We start from the raw sequence: 14,722 nt of genomic DNA, 5'->3' as shown, positions 1-14,722 counted from the left end.
GCTGAACACACCCGATTTTCTGAACACACCCCATTTGCTGGACACATTTGGCAGTGGTCAGGGCTTCTCCGGAACAGGACGCCTTTCGCAGTTGTGTTGGATCATTGCCTGGTGAGTTGGCCATGCCGTCTGCACTCGAGCAACTGGCTCAGTCCGTGAAAGAGCGACGAGCGATCTTGTTCGTTGGGGCGGGGGTGTCGATGAGCGTCGGCCTGCCATCCTGGCAGAAGCTCATCGAGCATATGGAGGATGAACTCGGCCTCGACCGCGACATGGTCGACATACCTGAACCCAGCTACCAGGCTCTTGCCGAATATTACCGGCTGAAGAATGGGGGTCTCGGTCCCTTGCGCAGCTGGATGGATCGCGAATGGAGCGTCTCGCGGGAAAAAGTCAAGGGGTCGGCGATCCGCAAGCTGATCGTGTCATTGGATTTCCCGATCATCTACACCACCAACTATGATCGGAACCTTGAGGTTGCATTCGAAGTCCACGACCGCCCGTTCGTAAAAGTGGCCAATGCCAAGGATATCGCCAAGGTGAACGGCCAAGTTACCCAGATCATCAAATACCACGGCGATTTCGACGACGATGCATCTCTGGTCCTGGCGGAGTCCGACTATTTCGAGCGGCTCTCGTTCGAGTCGCCGCTGGATGTGAAGTTTCGTGCCGACGCACTGGGGCGCACCATCCTGTTCATCGGCTACAGCATGTCCGACATGAACATCCGTCTGTTGCTGTATCGGCTTTGGGAAACCTGGCGCCGGTCCGGCTACGAAAAGAACCGTCCGAAATCGTTCGTCTTCATGCCGCAACCGAGCGTCGTCCAGGAAGCGGTCCTCGGACGCTGGGGTATCGACATGCTGACCGAGGAGGCCGATCGGCCGGAGGATGCTCTGGTGGCATTCCTGAGCAAGCTTAAGGAAGGGATAGACAATACCGGAAAGGCCATGTGATGCAGCGCACTTGAAGCCGAATGGTTGACGGCAAGTTCGGAAAGCTGACTTCGTTCGACCAGGCCGGGAACATTGTCGATCGCTGCGACGTTCATAGCCGGAAAGGGACGCCGTTTGCGGAGGCCTAGGATGGGCCACTTCGAAATGATCGATCTCGTTTCCGTCGTCAACGCTTGCACGACCGGCCGCGCCACCGGGCGATTGGTGTCAATGGCCAAAGCCGTGGAAGAGTTGCGGGTGCTGACCGGGGATTTCATCTCGCCGGACGAAATCGTGGCCAACGCCCTGTCGCCGGTGGCGTGGGAGCGCGGCTGCGCGGTCCTGTTCGACGAGCAGCCGGGCGCCGATATCCTGCACACGCCATGGCAAGAGGCCTGACTACCGCAGGACGCCTGAGCGTTGCCGAATATCGGCAGCCGCGCCAGCGGGCGCCGCGTCCGTTTGCAGATGTCGCATATGCCGGCAGTGGGGAGCACGGGCGGCAGTTGGAACCCGGCCGTCACAGGGCTGTTTAACCGCTATGCATGAGGCAATCGGAGACACGCCATGACTGAAAACGAAACCCGCTACGAACATGGTGCTACCAAGTACCCGGCCAAGAAAGATGCGGACGCGTCGGATCAATTCTCCCAAGAGGCGGCTGGCAACAAGAAGCCTGCCGGCGGGATGGGCCTGACACGGTCGAAGGACGAGGTGGAGGACAAAACCCATCAGTCCGAAGGGCAAAACCCGCCCAGTCAGTCCACGCCCAGTGCCGCGACCGAAAAGACATCCGGCGCCGGACCGTCGATCGCCGAGCGTTCCAAGGACGCCAAGGCTCCGAAGAGCGGGCGCCAGCCAGGCGCCTACGTCAAGGAGTGACCGGCCAGGGGACCTGCAGTCAGCCCATCATTGTCTCCAGCGGCTCCCGAGCGAGGTTTGCTTCGATCTCCTTACGGCCTGGCGTTTCCCGCAGCGCTGTACGCATGTTCTTGCGATATTCGTCCGGCATGCGCGGTGGCAGCATAGGTTCATACGCGTCGACCACCGCCTCTATGATCACCGGGCCTTCCGCGGCAAACGCGGCATCAAGGACCCCATCGACGTCCTCAGGCCGGGTGACGCTGTAGCCGATGCCCCCCATGGCCTCAGCAGCCAAAGGGAAATCGATCGGCTGGAGTTCGCAGGCAAATTGCGGGTTGCCGAGGAACATCATCTGCTCCCAGGCGATCTGGTTGAGCATGTTGTTCTTGATCACCAGAAGCTTAAGCGGAATCTTGTAACGCACGGCCGTCGAGAATTCGCCAAGCTGCATCGCCAGCCCGCCATCGCCCACCACCGCAAAAACCGGCCGGCCCGGAAAGGCGATCCCGCCGGCAATCGCATAGGGCAGCCCGCAGGCCATCGATGCCAGCGAGCCGGAGACGGCGAAATCCTGGCCTGCCTTGATATCGATATGACGGGCGGCAAGTTCGGTGTTCTGGCCGGAATCGCTAGCCAGGATCGCATTGGCCGGCATTCGGTCGCCGAATGCCTTGACGACGCGTTGCGGCTTGAGCGGCACGTCGTCTCTGCTTTCCGCCTCGGCCATCATCTTGCGCCAGCGCTGTAAGCTCTGCTGCGCGTTCTCGAGAAATGATCTGTCCTGCTTAGGCTTCAGCCTTTCATTCAGCAATTGCAGCGTGATGGCCGCATCGCCGACGAGACCGGCCTCGACAGGATGGCGAAGGCCGATCCGCTGCGCGTTGCGGTCGATCTGCACGCCGCGCGCCTTGCCGGGCTTGGGATAGTATTCGATGTAGGGGAAGGTCGAGCCGACGATCAGCAGCGCCTCGCATTCCTCCATGATCTCCTGCGAGGTCAGCGAGCCCAATATTCCGATTCCTCCCATGACGTGCGGGTGATCGTCCGGCAAGACGGCTTTGCCGAGTAAAGCCTTGGCGACGGGTGCGGCGAGGAGTTCCGCCGTCCTCTCGAGTTCGGCCTGGGCATGCAGCGCACCGCGCCCGGCGAGTATCGCCACCTTTGAGGCTGTGTTGAGGATATCGGCCGCAAGAGCAAGCTGGGCTTCGTCGGGTCGCTTGTCCCCTTCGAACCACCGTTCGGGCGTGTGTCTTGGCAGGTTGCGGGGCGAGCGCTTCGCCGACGTCTGTTCCTGCACGTCGCTGGCTATCGAGAGATGGGAGACGCCGCGTCCCGCAAGCGCGGAGCGACAGGCCAGGCCGGCAACGTTTTCCATATGCGCTGCGTCGCTCACTTGCGTGTTGAAGATGGCGACGTCGTTGAAAACACGGGAGAGATCGACATCCTGCTGCGTGAACGTCTCGATCAGGTCGTGAAATTGCATGCCGGTTATGGCAAGGACCGGCGCCTGGTCGAGCTTTGCGTCGTAGAGGCCGGTGAGCAAGTGAGTGCCTCCTGGCCCTGAGGTGGCGAGGCAGACGCCGAGTTTGCCCGTCCATTTGGCATAGGCCGTCGCCATGAAAGCCGCGGATTCCTCATGGCGCACTTGTACGAAGCGGATCTTGTCCTGCCTTGTTCGCAGCGCCTCCATGATGCCGTTTATGCCGTCTCCCGGCAGGCCGAAGATCACGCGAACGTCCCAGGCGATCAATGTGTCGACAAGAATCTCGGCAGTGTTGGGCATGGTTGCCTCCTCTGTATCTGGTATCTGCAGCTTTACGCTCTCGCTGCGGCGATAGGCGTCAGACGTGGACATCGGCGATCAGTCGCCGAACGACGGAGATGCCGGGATGTTCCATCGGAACGGCAGGCGGGCAGCGCCGCCTGAGGGGCGGGCCTCGGTCTTTGCCTGGCAAAACCGCAGGAGACCGCGTTTGGACTTCAGCCAGGTCTCGGTTTCTCGGAAATGGTTCGGCGAGGTCAAGTCGCGCCTTAAGCGTGACATGCAGCTCTGAGGGATGGCCGAAACTCAAACAAAAAACCCGCCTCGGCGGCGGGTCGTCGGCGCAAATCAGCACCACAGCCAAATCAGTAGCATAATTGCCGTCAAAGCAACGGATCGCGAGCTCGCAGACAGGCAATCGCTTCGGGTCGGGCGCCGTCCGCAGCGAACAGGGTTCCATTACGCAGAGCCCAGGAACGGTTACGGCGCCTTCTCGGTTGTGAGGGAAAGGAGATGGTCCATGTTTGAGAACAGCATGTGGTTGCTCGTCGTTGCAGGCGGTCCCCTGATACTGGCAATCCTGATCGCCTACGCACTCCTTACGCGACGCCGTCGCGGTCCCGCAGAACGCAGGGAGAGCGCGCGGGCGACCGAGCGCTTGTATCGCGAGGAGAAAGACTGACGGATCTTGGCAGATGCGGATGGGCAGTCCGGAGTCGATGAGCGATGGACGGTTTATTCGACCGCCATTTCGGAACGATCCCGCCGCCCTGCCATTATCGCCATAAGGACAGGCTCAGATCGTGGTGCCCACGATTCCCGCTTCGGCAACGACCGTGGCCCCTGCAATCACCGGGAAGTCGACGATGCCGCCAGCAATCTGGGCCTCAAATCCAACGCAAGGAGGAACCAATGGCTGGACGCAGGACCCATGAGCAGCAATTGCGCATCATTGAAAAGCGGGAGAACACGAAGGGCGCCGGCAAGGATTTCGACGCAGAGGCGGACCTGAAGCGATCCGCAGCGGAACGTGAAGCGCTGCGCAAGGGATCGGAAATCAGGTCCAAGACACCCGACCTTGTTGATCCTGACGATCGCAACATCCTTCGCGGAGAAAATCAGGAGAGCGTTCACCACAAGAATCGTCCCGACGACTAAGAATTGGAGCAAGCCGATGGCAAAAGGTAGCAAGAAGCATGTCGGAGCGGGTGCACGGGGAAAGGGTTCTGGTACAGGTGCCATGACCACGACCCCAAAGGATAAGCTCGAAGAAAACCAAATCCTGTCCAACCGCGACAAGGCTCAGCATACGAAGGAACGCGGTCTGGATTCCAAGCAGGTCGCGACCGAGCAGCGCCAGGATCACGCTGCCAATCGTTTGCGGGACTGACCGCTCGCCCGCCGTTGGGGCGCGGTCTGGCTGGTAGAGAAAGATATCGCCCGCTCGACGATCTGCTTCCGTCGGTCCCTAGCGATAGCTTGCTCCTTCGGCTGTCGGCGATGAGTTAACCGGCAGATCGCATCGACGATTTGCTCTCGAACTGTTCTGCCTCACGCAGCAGCCGGATCACCTCCGCGTCCGTGGTCTGCGCGAAGTCCCCATAATACCGGCCCACCGCAACAAACGGCTCGGGCGTGGCGAGACAGACCACTTCGTCCACATCGGCTTTTATCAGGGCGAGCGTATCCCTGGGTGCTACCGGAACGGCCAAGACAACATGCGCGGCCCGATCCTTCCTTAACGCCTTGAGCGCCACTCTGACCGTGCCTCCGGTCGCTATGCCGTCGTCGACGACGATAACGGTCCGGCCAAGGACTGAAGCTGCAGGCCTGCTGCCGAGATAGAGGTTTCTGCGGCGTTCGATTTCGAGCAGTTGCCGCCGTTTCTCTGCCTCGACGTAATCGTCTGACGGTTGGACCAAAGCCATCGCCTCCTCGTTGAGGACGAGCTGCGGATTCTCCCCGTCGACGACCGCGCCGATGCCATATTCGGAATGGCCCGGCGCGCCGATCTTGCGTACAAGCAGCACGTCGAGCCGGGCACGGAGTGACTTCGCCACTTCGAAGCCAACCGGCACTCCGCCGCGTGGCAGCGCCAGCACCAGTGGATCGGTTGCCGCGAACCCGGTCAAAGCGGCGGCAAGCTGGCGCCCCGCCTCCGTTCGATCCCTGAATTTCGGCGCGTCAAAAATCATTGGCTTCACCTTTGCAAGGGCGAGACCTGGCATCGCTGGGTCGCTACTCGTGCCAAGATGTTCGCGGTCTGCAGCGTCTTGCCGAAAACCTCCGGGCCGGTTGCACTCATCGTCGCTTCCTCGCCCAAAATTCACCTTGCTGGCGAAACGGCGATCGGAGGCAATTGTTTCGTTTCACCTTGATAAAAATTGCCGCGGTCGTCGCGAGGCCGCATCTATCAGGCCCCCTTGCGTTCGCGGGATTTCCGCAACCTGTCGGAATCGGCCATTTTCCACGACATTGAGCGCCGTGACGACGGCCAGGTTGTCGCCTTTTTCGTCCCACTGCACGGGATCGCTATAGGCAATGCCTTTGAAGCGGAGCTTCCGCATCGCAGTCAGAACGTCGCGCCGGCTCGGATTTCCCTTGGTTTCAGTGATCGCGTCCCTGATTGCGGCGATCAGCACGCGGACTGAATCGTAGCAATTCACCGCATAGTTGCCGATTGGTCCGAACAGCGTCGCATAGCGTGCAGCGAAATCGCTTGAACCAGCGAATCTACCCACTTCGGGCGTGGCGGACAGCACGAGAACGCCTTCGCCCAATGTTGCGGTTTCTCCCGCAGGCTCAAGGAAATTCACCGCGTCCCAACAGCCGTCACCGCTGGCAAAGAGCTGGTGGAGACCTGCACGGCGCATCGCCCGCAGGATGAAAGCACCCTCGAAACTGCCGCCGTAGAACAGCAGATCGAAATCGGCCCGCAGAGATGCGACCAGCGGGTCAAAATCGCGGCTCCCTTCGCGAACCGTTCGCCGCTCCGCGATGCGTCCTCCGAGCGACAGAAAGGCCCGCGAGAACGCGATGCCTATGCTGTGGCCGTAGATCGTTTCGGTTTCGACCAGGACGGCGCGGCGCTTGCCCATGGTGTCGTAGAGATGACGGGAAATGGCTGCTCCGGTCTGATCATCCCGGTTGGTGAAGCGAAAGACATTCGGCAGAGAGCGCTCGGTGAGCGCTGTGTCGGAAGCGATCGGCGTGATCATCGGGAGGTCGTGGGCGGCATAGATTTCCGCCGCAGCGATGGTGACATTGCTGTTGTAGTGGCCAACGACGCCAAGCAGATCCGGCCGGTTGCAAAAGTCGTCCGCGACTTGCCGTCCGGTCTCGACCTTTCCCTGATCGTCCGCACCCTCAACCATGATGGGAAAGCCCGCAATGCCACCGTCCGCGTTCTGCTCCTCGACCGCGAGTTCGATCGCCTGCTTCATCTCGGCGCCAAGCGCCGCCGCATTTCCCGACAATGGAGCGCCGATTGCGATCCGGATCGCTTCCGACATTGAAATGGTCCTTGCTGCCGAGCTGTTTGTCTGCCCCGAACTGCGCTTGCGCGCATCGGTTCCTTCTCGAACCGGAAAAATGATGGATTCTTGCTGGCGAGCCTTGGGAGCGCGACGAAACGATGCTGGAACAATCGATCACCTTGATGCGTTCGACTGTTTTACACCTGCCGAGGATCCTCGATGGCGCCGCGTCCTTTCTGGAAAGGCTATCTGAAGCTTTCGCTCGTGACCTGTCCGGTCGCGATGACGCCCGCTACCACCGAGAGCGAAAAGGTCCGGTTCCATACGCTCAATCGCAAGAGCGGGCATCGCGTCGTCAGCCAATATGTCGACGCCGTCAGCGGCAAACCAGTTGCTGAAGACGACGAGGTCAAGGGCTATCAGCGCGGCGAGGACGAATACGTCCTGCTCCAGGACGATGAGATCGACGCAGTCGCGCTGGAGAGCACGCGCACCATCGACATCGACATGTTTGTCGATGCCGACAGCATCGGCTGGATCTGGTACGACAAGCCCCACTATCTCACCCCTGACGATCCGGTCGGGGAGGAAGCATTCTCGGTCATTCGCGACGCGATGCAGTCGACAGGGACAGTCGGAATATCGCGACTGGTCATGTACCGCCGCGAGCGCGCCGTCATGCTTGAACCACGAGGCAAGGGCATCGTGCTGTGGACACTGCGCTATGGCGACGAGGTTCGCGATCCCGAGGATTATTTCGGCAAGATCGAAAACGCCAAACCCGACCCGAAACTGATGGATATGGTCTCGACCTTGATCGATGAGCGAACCAGGCAGTGGGATCCCGCCATGACCGGAGATCCCGTCCAGGCGCGGCTGCTGGAGATCATTGCCTCGAAGAAGAAGGGCAAGAAGCGTCCAACCAAGGCGAAGGACAAGGCCGAGCAACCGCCCAGCAACGTGATCAACATCATGGATGCGCTGCGCAAAAGCATCGGCTCGGAGGCCGGAAAGCGAAAATAGGCGCACGGAGTTGCTCGGGAGAACAAAGGCAGCACAATGAAGGTCATCCCCCGCGACGGCGGCTTCGCCCTGCCGCTCGATACGCCTCCGATGGAGGCCAAGGCGGCCGATGCGATTCCCGAAGGAGACGGATGGCAATACGAGCGCAAATGGGATGGTTTTCGCTGCCTGGCATTTCGGCAGGACGATGCGGTGGAGTTGCGCGCAAAGTCAGGCAAGCCGCTCGGACGCTATTTTCCCGAACTCGTCGCGACATTGAAGGAACTGCCGTCGCGCCGTTTTGTCGTCGACGGTGAAATCGTCATCTCGGTCGACGGCAAACCGTCGTTCGACGCCCTCCAGATGCGGCTTCATCCCGCCGAGAGCAGGATCCGCAAGCTGTCCGCCGAAACCCCGGCGCACATCGTCCTCTTCGACATGCTCTGCGATGAGCACGGAACTGTCTGGTTGGCGCGGACCCTGAAAAAACGGCGAGCGATCCTTGAGGCTTTCGTCGCTTCGGCAAACCGCAGGAACATCGTGCTTTCGCACTGTACGCGCGATGTGAAGGAAGCCCGCGCCTGGTTAGGGGCTGCCGGACATGGGGCGACAGACGGCGTGGTCGCCAAGCGGCTGGACGGTCCGTACCAACCGGGGGTGCGCGCGATGGTGAAGGTAAAGCGGTTGCGGTCGGCCGATTGCGTGGTCGGCGGCTTTCGCTATCTCAGCAACAGCCCGGAGGTCGGCTCTCTGTTGCTGGGTCTTTACAACCAGGCCGGCAAGCTCGATCACGTCGGTTTCACCTCGACCATTGCCAAGGACGACAGGGCCGAGCTTACCCGCAAACTCGAAGCGATGCGCGAGCCCCCCGGCTTCACCGGAAAGGCGCCGGGCGGGCTGAGCCGCTGGAGCACCGAGCGCAGCGGTGAATGGGAGCCGGTCCGGCCCGAACTGGTGGTCGAAGTACGCTTCGATCACGTCACCGGCGACCGTTTCCGGCATGGCACCAAGTTCCTGCGCTGGCGGCCGGACAAGGCTCCGGAACAATGCACGTTTGAGCAGATCGCCTGATTTGTTCGGATGCATGCACCTTCGCAATGCCCTCCTCAAGCCGCTTTCTTGCGTCGGTTTGCACGATCTTCGATCGGCGCTGCGGCAGCTCGGAAATCCTGCCAGGGATCCGACGATAGTGAGGCAAGCCGGGTCGGTGTGTTCTCGACGGTAAAATAGGCCGGTCCGATGCCGGGTCCGAGCTCGTCCCAGGCAAGCGGCATAGACACCGCCGCACCCGGTCGTGCTCTTGTCGAATAGGGTGCGACTGCGGTCGCACCGCGCTGGTTTCGCAGATAGTCGACGAGGATTTTTCCGCGCCGTTTGGATTTTGTGATGGTCGAGACGTAGCGGTTGGGACTGTCGGCGGCCATGGAGTCGGCAATCGCCTTGGTGAAGGCTTTCACAGCTGGCCATTCCGCTTTCGGTTTCAACGGCGCCACAACGTGCAGACCCTTGCCGCCGGAGGTCTTGATGAAGGGGACAAGCCCTGCATTCTTCAGCCGGTCGCGGGTCTCGACGGCCGCTTCGATCACCGCCTCCCAGCTCACGTCCTCGCCGGGGTCGAGATCCATGATGATCGTGTCCGGACGCTCCCAATCGCTTACCATCGAACCCCAGGGGTGGATCTCCAGCGCCGCCGATTGGACGAGACCGATCAGCCCATCGAGATCATTGATGCTGATCAGCCGCTCGTCGGGCGGATCCTTGGGGTCGTGAACCAGGACAATGTTGGGGTTGAGGCCCTTCCAGGCATGCTTCTGGAAGAACTGCTCACCCGAAATCCCGTTGGGACATCGCACCAGCGCTAACGCGCGGCCGACGATGTAGGGCGACGCATAGCGCCACACCTCGGCATAATAATCGGCGAGGCCTTCCTTGGTCACGCCCTGGTCCGGCCAGTAGAGGCGATCGGGATGGGTGAGCTTGACGCTCCGACGCTGAGGTTTGGGTGCTGCCTTGCTCGTCTTCGGCGTTTCGCGGACGATCTCCTTCGCCGGCTTGTCTTCGCGTAATCCGCGGAATGAGGCGTGGCGCAGATTGCCGTCGGCGGTCCACGCCCGGAACTCGATTTCGGCGACGAGTTCCGGCCTGACATAGCGGACTTGCCGAGCCTCCTCGGCGGTCAGCCGTTCGTCGAACGGGGTTGACGGAATGCGTATTCGCTCGAGCTTCTTGAAGAGGCTCTCGGCAACCGCCGCCGTGTAGCCGGTGCCGACGCGTCCGACATGATGAAGCTTGCCGTCATCATAGACACCCAGGATGAGCGAACCGATCGCATTGCGCGAGGTTGTCGAGGGGACATAGCCGGCCACGACAAATTCCTGCCGCGCAGAGCATTTCGACTTCACCCAGTTCTTGTTGCGGCCAGAGCGGTAGGGCGCGTCGCGAAGCTTGGAGACAACGCCTTCCAGGCTCAGCCGGCAGGCGTGTTGCAGGACCAGAGCGCCATTCTCCTCAAAATGTCCGCTGTAGCTGATGATGGCGTTATCACCGCCGATGATCTTTTCCAGCAATTCCTTGCGGGTGATCAACGCAACGTCACGCAGATCGTACCCGTCAAGATGAAGCAGGTCGAAGACGTAGAAGCGAAAGCGATCACTGCGGCCCTCGCTGAGATCGGCTTGCAGCGCGGAAAAATCCGATGCGCCGGCGGAGGTCTCGACCACGAGTTCACCATCGATCAGCGCCGTCCCGACAGGGATATCGGCCAGCGCCGAAACGACCGCCTTTCCGAATTTCTTTGTCCAGTCGAGACCGCTCCGCGTCAACAGTTTGACACGACCGGCTTCGATCCTGGCCTGCAGCCGGTAGCCGTCGAATTTGATCTCGTGCAGCCAGCGTTCGCCGGACGGCGCGGACGAGACCAGGGTCGCCAGCGTCGGCTCGACGAAATCGGGAAGCGCTGCCTTCTTGGCACCCTTGATCTTTGACGGTTGGGGAACGCTTACGGTTGCAGGCCGCTCTTCTGGTTGAGTTGCCCCCGTGCGGCCGCCGCGGCGCTTCCGAATGCGCCCCGTCTTGGAGGACCAGCCGGGCTCTTCGCCGGCGACGTCCTCGATCTTGCGGCCGGTCGCGACAGATTCCGGCCGCTCGTCCAGAATGTCGGGATCACCTTCCGTGCGCGCGGCGGCATCGTCGCCTTTGATCAGCAGCCAGTTCTCGCGCTTCTCCCGCGGCTTTCCGGCCATCCGCACAAGATGCCAGCGGCCGCCGAGCTTCTCGCCGTGAAGTTCGAAATCGAGATGGCCTTTCGCATAGCCGCGATGCGCGTCGCCGATCGGCGACCAAGTGCCTCTGTCCCACAAAATAACGGTGCCGCCGCCATATTCGCCTTTAGGGATGGTGCCTTCGAAACCGCCATATTCCAAAGGATGATCCTCGACATGGACGGCAAGGCGCTTCTCGCCGGGGATCAGGCTCGGCCCTTTTGTGACGGCCCAGCTCTTGAGCACGCCGTCCATTTCGAGACGAAAATCGTAATGGAGCCGGGTGGCATCATGCTTCTGTATGACGAAGCTGTTGCCGGTCCCGGGCGCCCTGCGCCCCTGCGGCTCCGGGGTAACGGAAAAATTCCGCTTCTTGCGGTAGGTCTCGAGCGCCATCGGTCAGCCGGCCTTCCGACGCGGTGCTGTCTGCTTCGCCTTTGCGTGGCGCGCCGGCTTTGACTTTGCCGCGGGCTTTCTTGTCGAGGGCTGCTTGCCGCCAACGCCGGCACTCTGGCGCAGCGCATCCATAAGATCGACGACCTTCTCCCGCTTGGCCGGCTTCGGAACGGCGATCTTCTTGCCTTCGAGCTTTGCTTTCACCAGCTCGGCAAGCGCCGCCTCATATCGGTCGTCGAATTTGGTCGGATCGAATTTGCCCTTCTTGGTCTTGATGATGTGTTCGGCCAGTTCGAGCATCTCGCCCTCGATCTTCATATCGGGAATGTTGTCGAAGGCCTCCTCCGCCGAGCGCACCTCGTAGTCGAATTTCAGCGTCGTTGCGACCAGGCCTTCGTCATAGGCCCGGATGAGCAGGGTCCGGATGCGCCGGAACAGGACGGTCTGGGCGATGGCAGCGACTTTCTTCCTGCGCATGCCCTCGCGGATCAGCCCAAAAGCTTCCTCGGCGTGTTTATCCGGCGGGGCGAGGTAATACGGCTTGTCGAAATACACGTCGTCGACATCGGAACAGCCGATGAAGGCTGAGACCGACAGCGTCTTGTCGCTCTCGGGGACAGCGGCTGCGACCTCATCGGGTTCGAGCACGACGTACTCACCCGAGCCGATCTCAAAGCCTTTGACCTGGTCGTCCTTCTCGACCGGCTTGCCGCTATCGCTGTCGACGAAGGCGCGATGCACCCTATGGCCCGTGGCGCGGTTTATTGTGTGGAAAGCGATCCGCTCAGAGGTTGAGGCAGCCGTATAGAGCGCCACCGGGCAGCTGAGTTCTCCAATTTTCAGAAAACCCTTCCAATTTGCTCTCGGCGCCAAGACGTTAGCCTCTCTGTCACAAGCATTGCACTGGAAATGCAACGTGGCGGCGCGGAGATTTGTTCCTTTGGCGCCTACGCGGCGACGATCAGAAGGGTCCTGGGCCAGCAGACAAGCCATTCCGCTGCAACCAAATTCACGACTCACCGTTGTCGAGCAGGAAGGGAGCGGTTGGCCATGACGAGACTGTCGTTGACGAGCCTATCATTTTTGGCGGCGCTGGCTCTAGCGGGTTGCAGCAACGAGACCGAACCGACACAGGGCAGCACCAGCAGCACTGAACCGACACAAAGCAACACCAACACGGTCGATCAAAATCCCGAAGTCGACAAGGACCCGACGCCGAAGACGACTACGGGCGGCGATCAACCCGGTACGCCGCCGGCGCAATGAGGGATCGGCCGACCGACCGGATTCTCCCGGATGCATTACGCGCGACAAGGGCAAAAGATCTCACCCCGACTGGCTCTGCTCGACCAAATGGTAGCTATACCGGTCTCGAATGAACGCGTTGAGGAACCGACCTTTTGACGAGGCCTTGCGGAATGCAGCGTAGGTCTGCGGCGGCACGTCGTCGTAATCGTAGCGATTTCCGCTTGGGACGAACCATACGGAGAGGGTCCTCGTCGCCGGGTCGTAATTGATGCTTTGAATAGCAGTTGAAGGCATTTCCAAACACTCGACGCGTCTGGGCAATAACCCACCCCGGCAAGCCAGGTTCCGTCTCGCCCAAGATATGGAGGCGGTGATCCGGCCGGCTCGACGCCTCCAAGGTCTTGCCGCCGCCGGCCGGCTTCACCAATTAGGGTTGATGCCATCGCTCAAAACCAAGCAGCCGGAATTCGCTGGCCAAGGCGACCTGTTTCGTGCGCCCAACGATCTGCCGGAAGGATTTCACTATCAGCCGGAGCTGATCACCGCGCAGGAAGAGCCCGAGCTGGCGCGGCAGCTCGAAAGTCTCGCCTTCCAGCCTTTCGACTTTCATGGCCATCTCGCAAACCGGCGCGTCGCCGGTTTTGGCCTGCGCTACGATTTTGACCAACGCAAAGTCGTCGAGGCGCCTCCTATCCCTGCTTTTCTGATGCCGCTCAGGGACAAGGTGGCGGCATTTGCGCGGCTGCCCGCCGATGCTTTCGTGCAGGTCTTGATCAACGAGTACCGGCCCGGCGCGGGTATCGGCTGGCATCGCGACAAGCCGCATTTCGATGCCGTAGCCGGCGTTTCTCTTCTTGCGCCATGCAGCTTTCGGCTCCGCCGGAAGAACGGCGCTGGATGGGATCGCCAGACCATCATCATCGAGCCAAGGTCGGCTTACCTGATGACGGGACCGGCGCGCACCGAATGGCAGCACAGCATCCCGCCGCTTTCCGAGCACCGCTACTCCATCACCCTGCGGACTCTGCACCCGGAACGGTCGCCTCGATCAGAAGCGATAGTTCGATGACCAGGATCGAGACCGGCTCCTGTTTTTGCGGTTCGATAACGGCTGAGATGCATGGCGACCCGTTCTGGATTTGCTCCGATCACGACGACGATTGCCGCAAGGCCATAGGGAGCCCGCTGACCGTCTGGGTCGGCTATCGACCGGCCCAGTTCAGATTGCTGACCGGCACGCCGAAGACGTTCTCGAGGACCCGAGGCGTGCTCCGCACCTTCTGCGCCGATTGCGGGACATCCATAGCCTATCTCGACCAGGGGCTTCCCGAAGAACTCTATGTGACGATCGGCTTCTTCGACCACCCCGAACGTTTTCCGCCGCAGGCTCATGCCTATTGGGACATGAAGCTGCCGTGGGTGGAATTTCGTGACGATCTGCCACGTGTGGGAAGATATTCAAGGCGGCGCGATCCGGCGGTCGGAAATCCCGCCGATCGGTAACCCGGCAAAACGCCGCCAATGGTCGATCTGGTGATAGCCCGCGACCACCACGCTGTGTTGGCGCTCACCTGGAAGGCGACGGACCATGAAGACCTTGAGACGATCATCGGGCCTTCCGGTTATCGAGCACGCCTGGAACGGAGCGGCGCCCAGATCCCGGACCCGTGATGTCGTTCGAGATCAATTGGCGGCGACCTGACGAGTCACCGCGGCCGACGGATCTATTGACGGGTGAGCATTGTGACATCGAGAAGTTTGATCTCCTCAGCGAAGCGA

At 61.0% G+C, this 14,722-nt stretch carries 18 protein-coding genes; 12 read left to right on the top strand and 6 right to left on the bottom strand.

Annotation, left to right across the window (positions count from 1 at the left end; translation table 11 throughout):
* Window positions 1–122: 122 nt before the first annotated feature.
* The 3 genes from CIT31_RS18250 to CIT31_RS18240 all read left to right on the top strand — a co-directional run bounded on the left by CIT31_RS18250 (window position 123) and on the right by CIT31_RS18240 (window position 1,817).
* On the top strand, window positions 123–956 hold the full coding sequence (locus CIT31_RS18250; protein WP_095519746.1) for an SIR2 family NAD-dependent protein deacylase: 834 nt from the start codon (window positions 123–125) through the stop codon (window positions 954–956).
* A gap of 129 nt (window positions 957–1,085) precedes the next feature.
* The gene (locus CIT31_RS18245) at window positions 1,086–1,334 is read left to right on the top strand and encodes a hypothetical protein (RefSeq protein WP_095519745.1); all 249 of its coding nucleotides are present in this window, start codon (window positions 1,086–1,088) and stop codon (window positions 1,332–1,334) included.
* 168 nt (window positions 1,335–1,502) lie between these two features.
* The gene (locus CIT31_RS18240; RefSeq protein ID WP_095519744.1) at window positions 1,503–1,817 is read left to right on the top strand and encodes a hypothetical protein; all 315 of its coding nucleotides are present in this window, start codon (window positions 1,503–1,505) and stop codon (window positions 1,815–1,817) included.
* A 19-nt stretch (window positions 1,818–1,836) separates the two neighbouring features.
* On the opposite strand, the gene CIT31_RS18235 is transcribed toward CIT31_RS18240, so the two are convergent.
* Window positions 1,837–3,582, bottom strand: coding sequence for a thiamine pyrophosphate-dependent enzyme (locus CIT31_RS18235; RefSeq protein WP_095519934.1), 1,746 nt, complete (start codon window positions 3,580–3,582; stop codon window positions 1,837–1,839).
* A 64-nt stretch (window positions 3,583–3,646) separates the two neighbouring features.
* Here CIT31_RS18235 and CIT31_RS33875 point away from each other — a divergent pair, with 64 nt between their 5' ends.
* The 4 genes from CIT31_RS33875 to CIT31_RS18215 all read left to right on the top strand — a co-directional run bounded on the left by CIT31_RS33875 (window position 3,647) and on the right by CIT31_RS18215 (window position 4,951).
* Window positions 3,647–3,853: a hypothetical protein gene (locus tag CIT31_RS33875; protein ID WP_127210443.1), complete on the top strand. Its 207-nt coding sequence runs from the start codon at window positions 3,647–3,649 to the stop codon at window positions 3,851–3,853.
* Between the two features lie 228 nt (window positions 3,854–4,081).
* Window positions 4,082–4,243 (top strand): hypothetical protein, encoded by a 162-nt coding sequence (locus CIT31_RS34295; RefSeq protein WP_095519933.1) that lies wholly within the window; start codon window positions 4,082–4,084, stop codon window positions 4,241–4,243.
* A 230-nt stretch (window positions 4,244–4,473) separates the two neighbouring features.
* Window positions 4,474–4,719, top strand: coding sequence for a hypothetical protein (locus tag CIT31_RS18220; protein WP_029356303.1), 246 nt, complete (start codon window positions 4,474–4,476; stop codon window positions 4,717–4,719).
* 16 nt (window positions 4,720–4,735) lie between these two features.
* Window positions 4,736–4,951, top strand: coding sequence for a hypothetical protein (locus tag CIT31_RS18215; protein WP_065010366.1), 216 nt, complete (start codon window positions 4,736–4,738; stop codon window positions 4,949–4,951).
* A 115-nt stretch (window positions 4,952–5,066) separates the two neighbouring features.
* On the opposite strand, the gene CIT31_RS18210 is transcribed toward CIT31_RS18215, so the two are convergent.
* Window positions 5,067–5,756, bottom strand: a complete 690-nt coding sequence (locus tag CIT31_RS18210) for a phosphoribosyltransferase (protein ID WP_095519932.1) — start codon at window positions 5,754–5,756, stop codon at window positions 5,067–5,069.
* Between the two features lie 174 nt (window positions 5,757–5,930).
* On the bottom strand, window positions 5,931–7,073 hold the full coding sequence (locus tag CIT31_RS18205) for a branched-chain amino acid ABC transporter substrate-binding protein (RefSeq protein WP_095519742.1): 1,143 nt from the start codon (window positions 7,071–7,073) through the stop codon (window positions 5,931–5,933).
* Between the two features lie 183 nt (window positions 7,074–7,256).
* Between CIT31_RS18205 and ku (CIT31_RS18200) the strand changes: the two genes are divergently transcribed.
* Together ku (CIT31_RS18200) and CIT31_RS18195 are read left to right on the top strand one after the other, a co-directional pair.
* On the top strand, window positions 7,257–8,060 hold the full coding sequence (ku, locus tag CIT31_RS18200; protein WP_095519741.1) for a non-homologous end joining protein Ku: 804 nt from the start codon (window positions 7,257–7,259) through the stop codon (window positions 8,058–8,060).
* A gap of 36 nt (window positions 8,061–8,096) precedes the next feature.
* The gene (locus CIT31_RS18195) at window positions 8,097–9,110 is read left to right on the top strand and encodes an ATP-dependent DNA ligase (RefSeq protein ID WP_095519740.1); all 1,014 of its coding nucleotides are present in this window, start codon (window positions 8,097–8,099) and stop codon (window positions 9,108–9,110) included.
* A 35-nt stretch (window positions 9,111–9,145) separates the two neighbouring features.
* Here CIT31_RS18195 and ligD read toward each other — a convergent pair whose 3' ends face one another.
* On the bottom strand, window positions 9,146–11,695 hold the full coding sequence (ligD, locus tag CIT31_RS18190; protein WP_095519739.1) for a DNA ligase D: 2,550 nt from the start codon (window positions 11,693–11,695) through the stop codon (window positions 9,146–9,148).
* Window positions 11,696–11,698: 3 nt separating this feature from the next.
* Complete coding sequence (gene ku / locus CIT31_RS18185; protein ID WP_095519738.1) at window positions 11,699–12,568, bottom strand: non-homologous end joining protein Ku; 870 nt, start codon at window positions 12,566–12,568, stop codon at window positions 11,699–11,701.
* 177 nt (window positions 12,569–12,745) lie between these two features.
* On the opposite strand from ku (CIT31_RS18185), the gene CIT31_RS18180 reads away from it, so the two are divergent.
* Entirely contained in the window at window positions 12,746–12,961 is a 216-nt protein-coding gene (locus CIT31_RS18180; protein ID WP_029356319.1) for a hypothetical protein, read from the top strand.
* Between the two features lie 60 nt (window positions 12,962–13,021).
* On the opposite strand, the gene CIT31_RS18175 is transcribed toward CIT31_RS18180, so the two are convergent.
* The gene (locus CIT31_RS18175) at window positions 13,022–13,237 is read right to left on the bottom strand and encodes a KTSC domain-containing protein (RefSeq protein ID WP_095519737.1); all 216 of its coding nucleotides are present in this window, start codon (window positions 13,235–13,237) and stop codon (window positions 13,022–13,024) included.
* Window positions 13,238–13,379: 142 nt separating this feature from the next.
* Between CIT31_RS18175 and CIT31_RS18170 the strand changes: the two genes are divergently transcribed.
* Both CIT31_RS18170 and CIT31_RS18165 read left to right on the top strand, forming a co-directional pair.
* Entirely contained in the window at window positions 13,380–14,012 is a 633-nt protein-coding gene (locus CIT31_RS18170) for an alpha-ketoglutarate-dependent dioxygenase AlkB (protein ID WP_095519736.1), read from the top strand.
* Window positions 14,009–14,446 (top strand): GFA family protein, encoded by a 438-nt coding sequence (locus tag CIT31_RS18165; RefSeq protein WP_095519735.1) that lies wholly within the window; start codon window positions 14,009–14,011, stop codon window positions 14,444–14,446. Before CIT31_RS18170 ends, CIT31_RS18165 begins: the two co-directional genes overlap by 4 nt.
* Window positions 14,447–14,722 lie beyond the last annotated feature (276 nt).

This window comes from Mesorhizobium wenxiniae, from assembly GCF_002284535.1.
Lineage (GTDB): Bacteria > Pseudomonadota > Alphaproteobacteria > Rhizobiales > Rhizobiaceae > Mesorhizobium > Mesorhizobium wenxiniae.
This window is presented reverse-complemented; position numbering and strand designations above follow the sequence as displayed.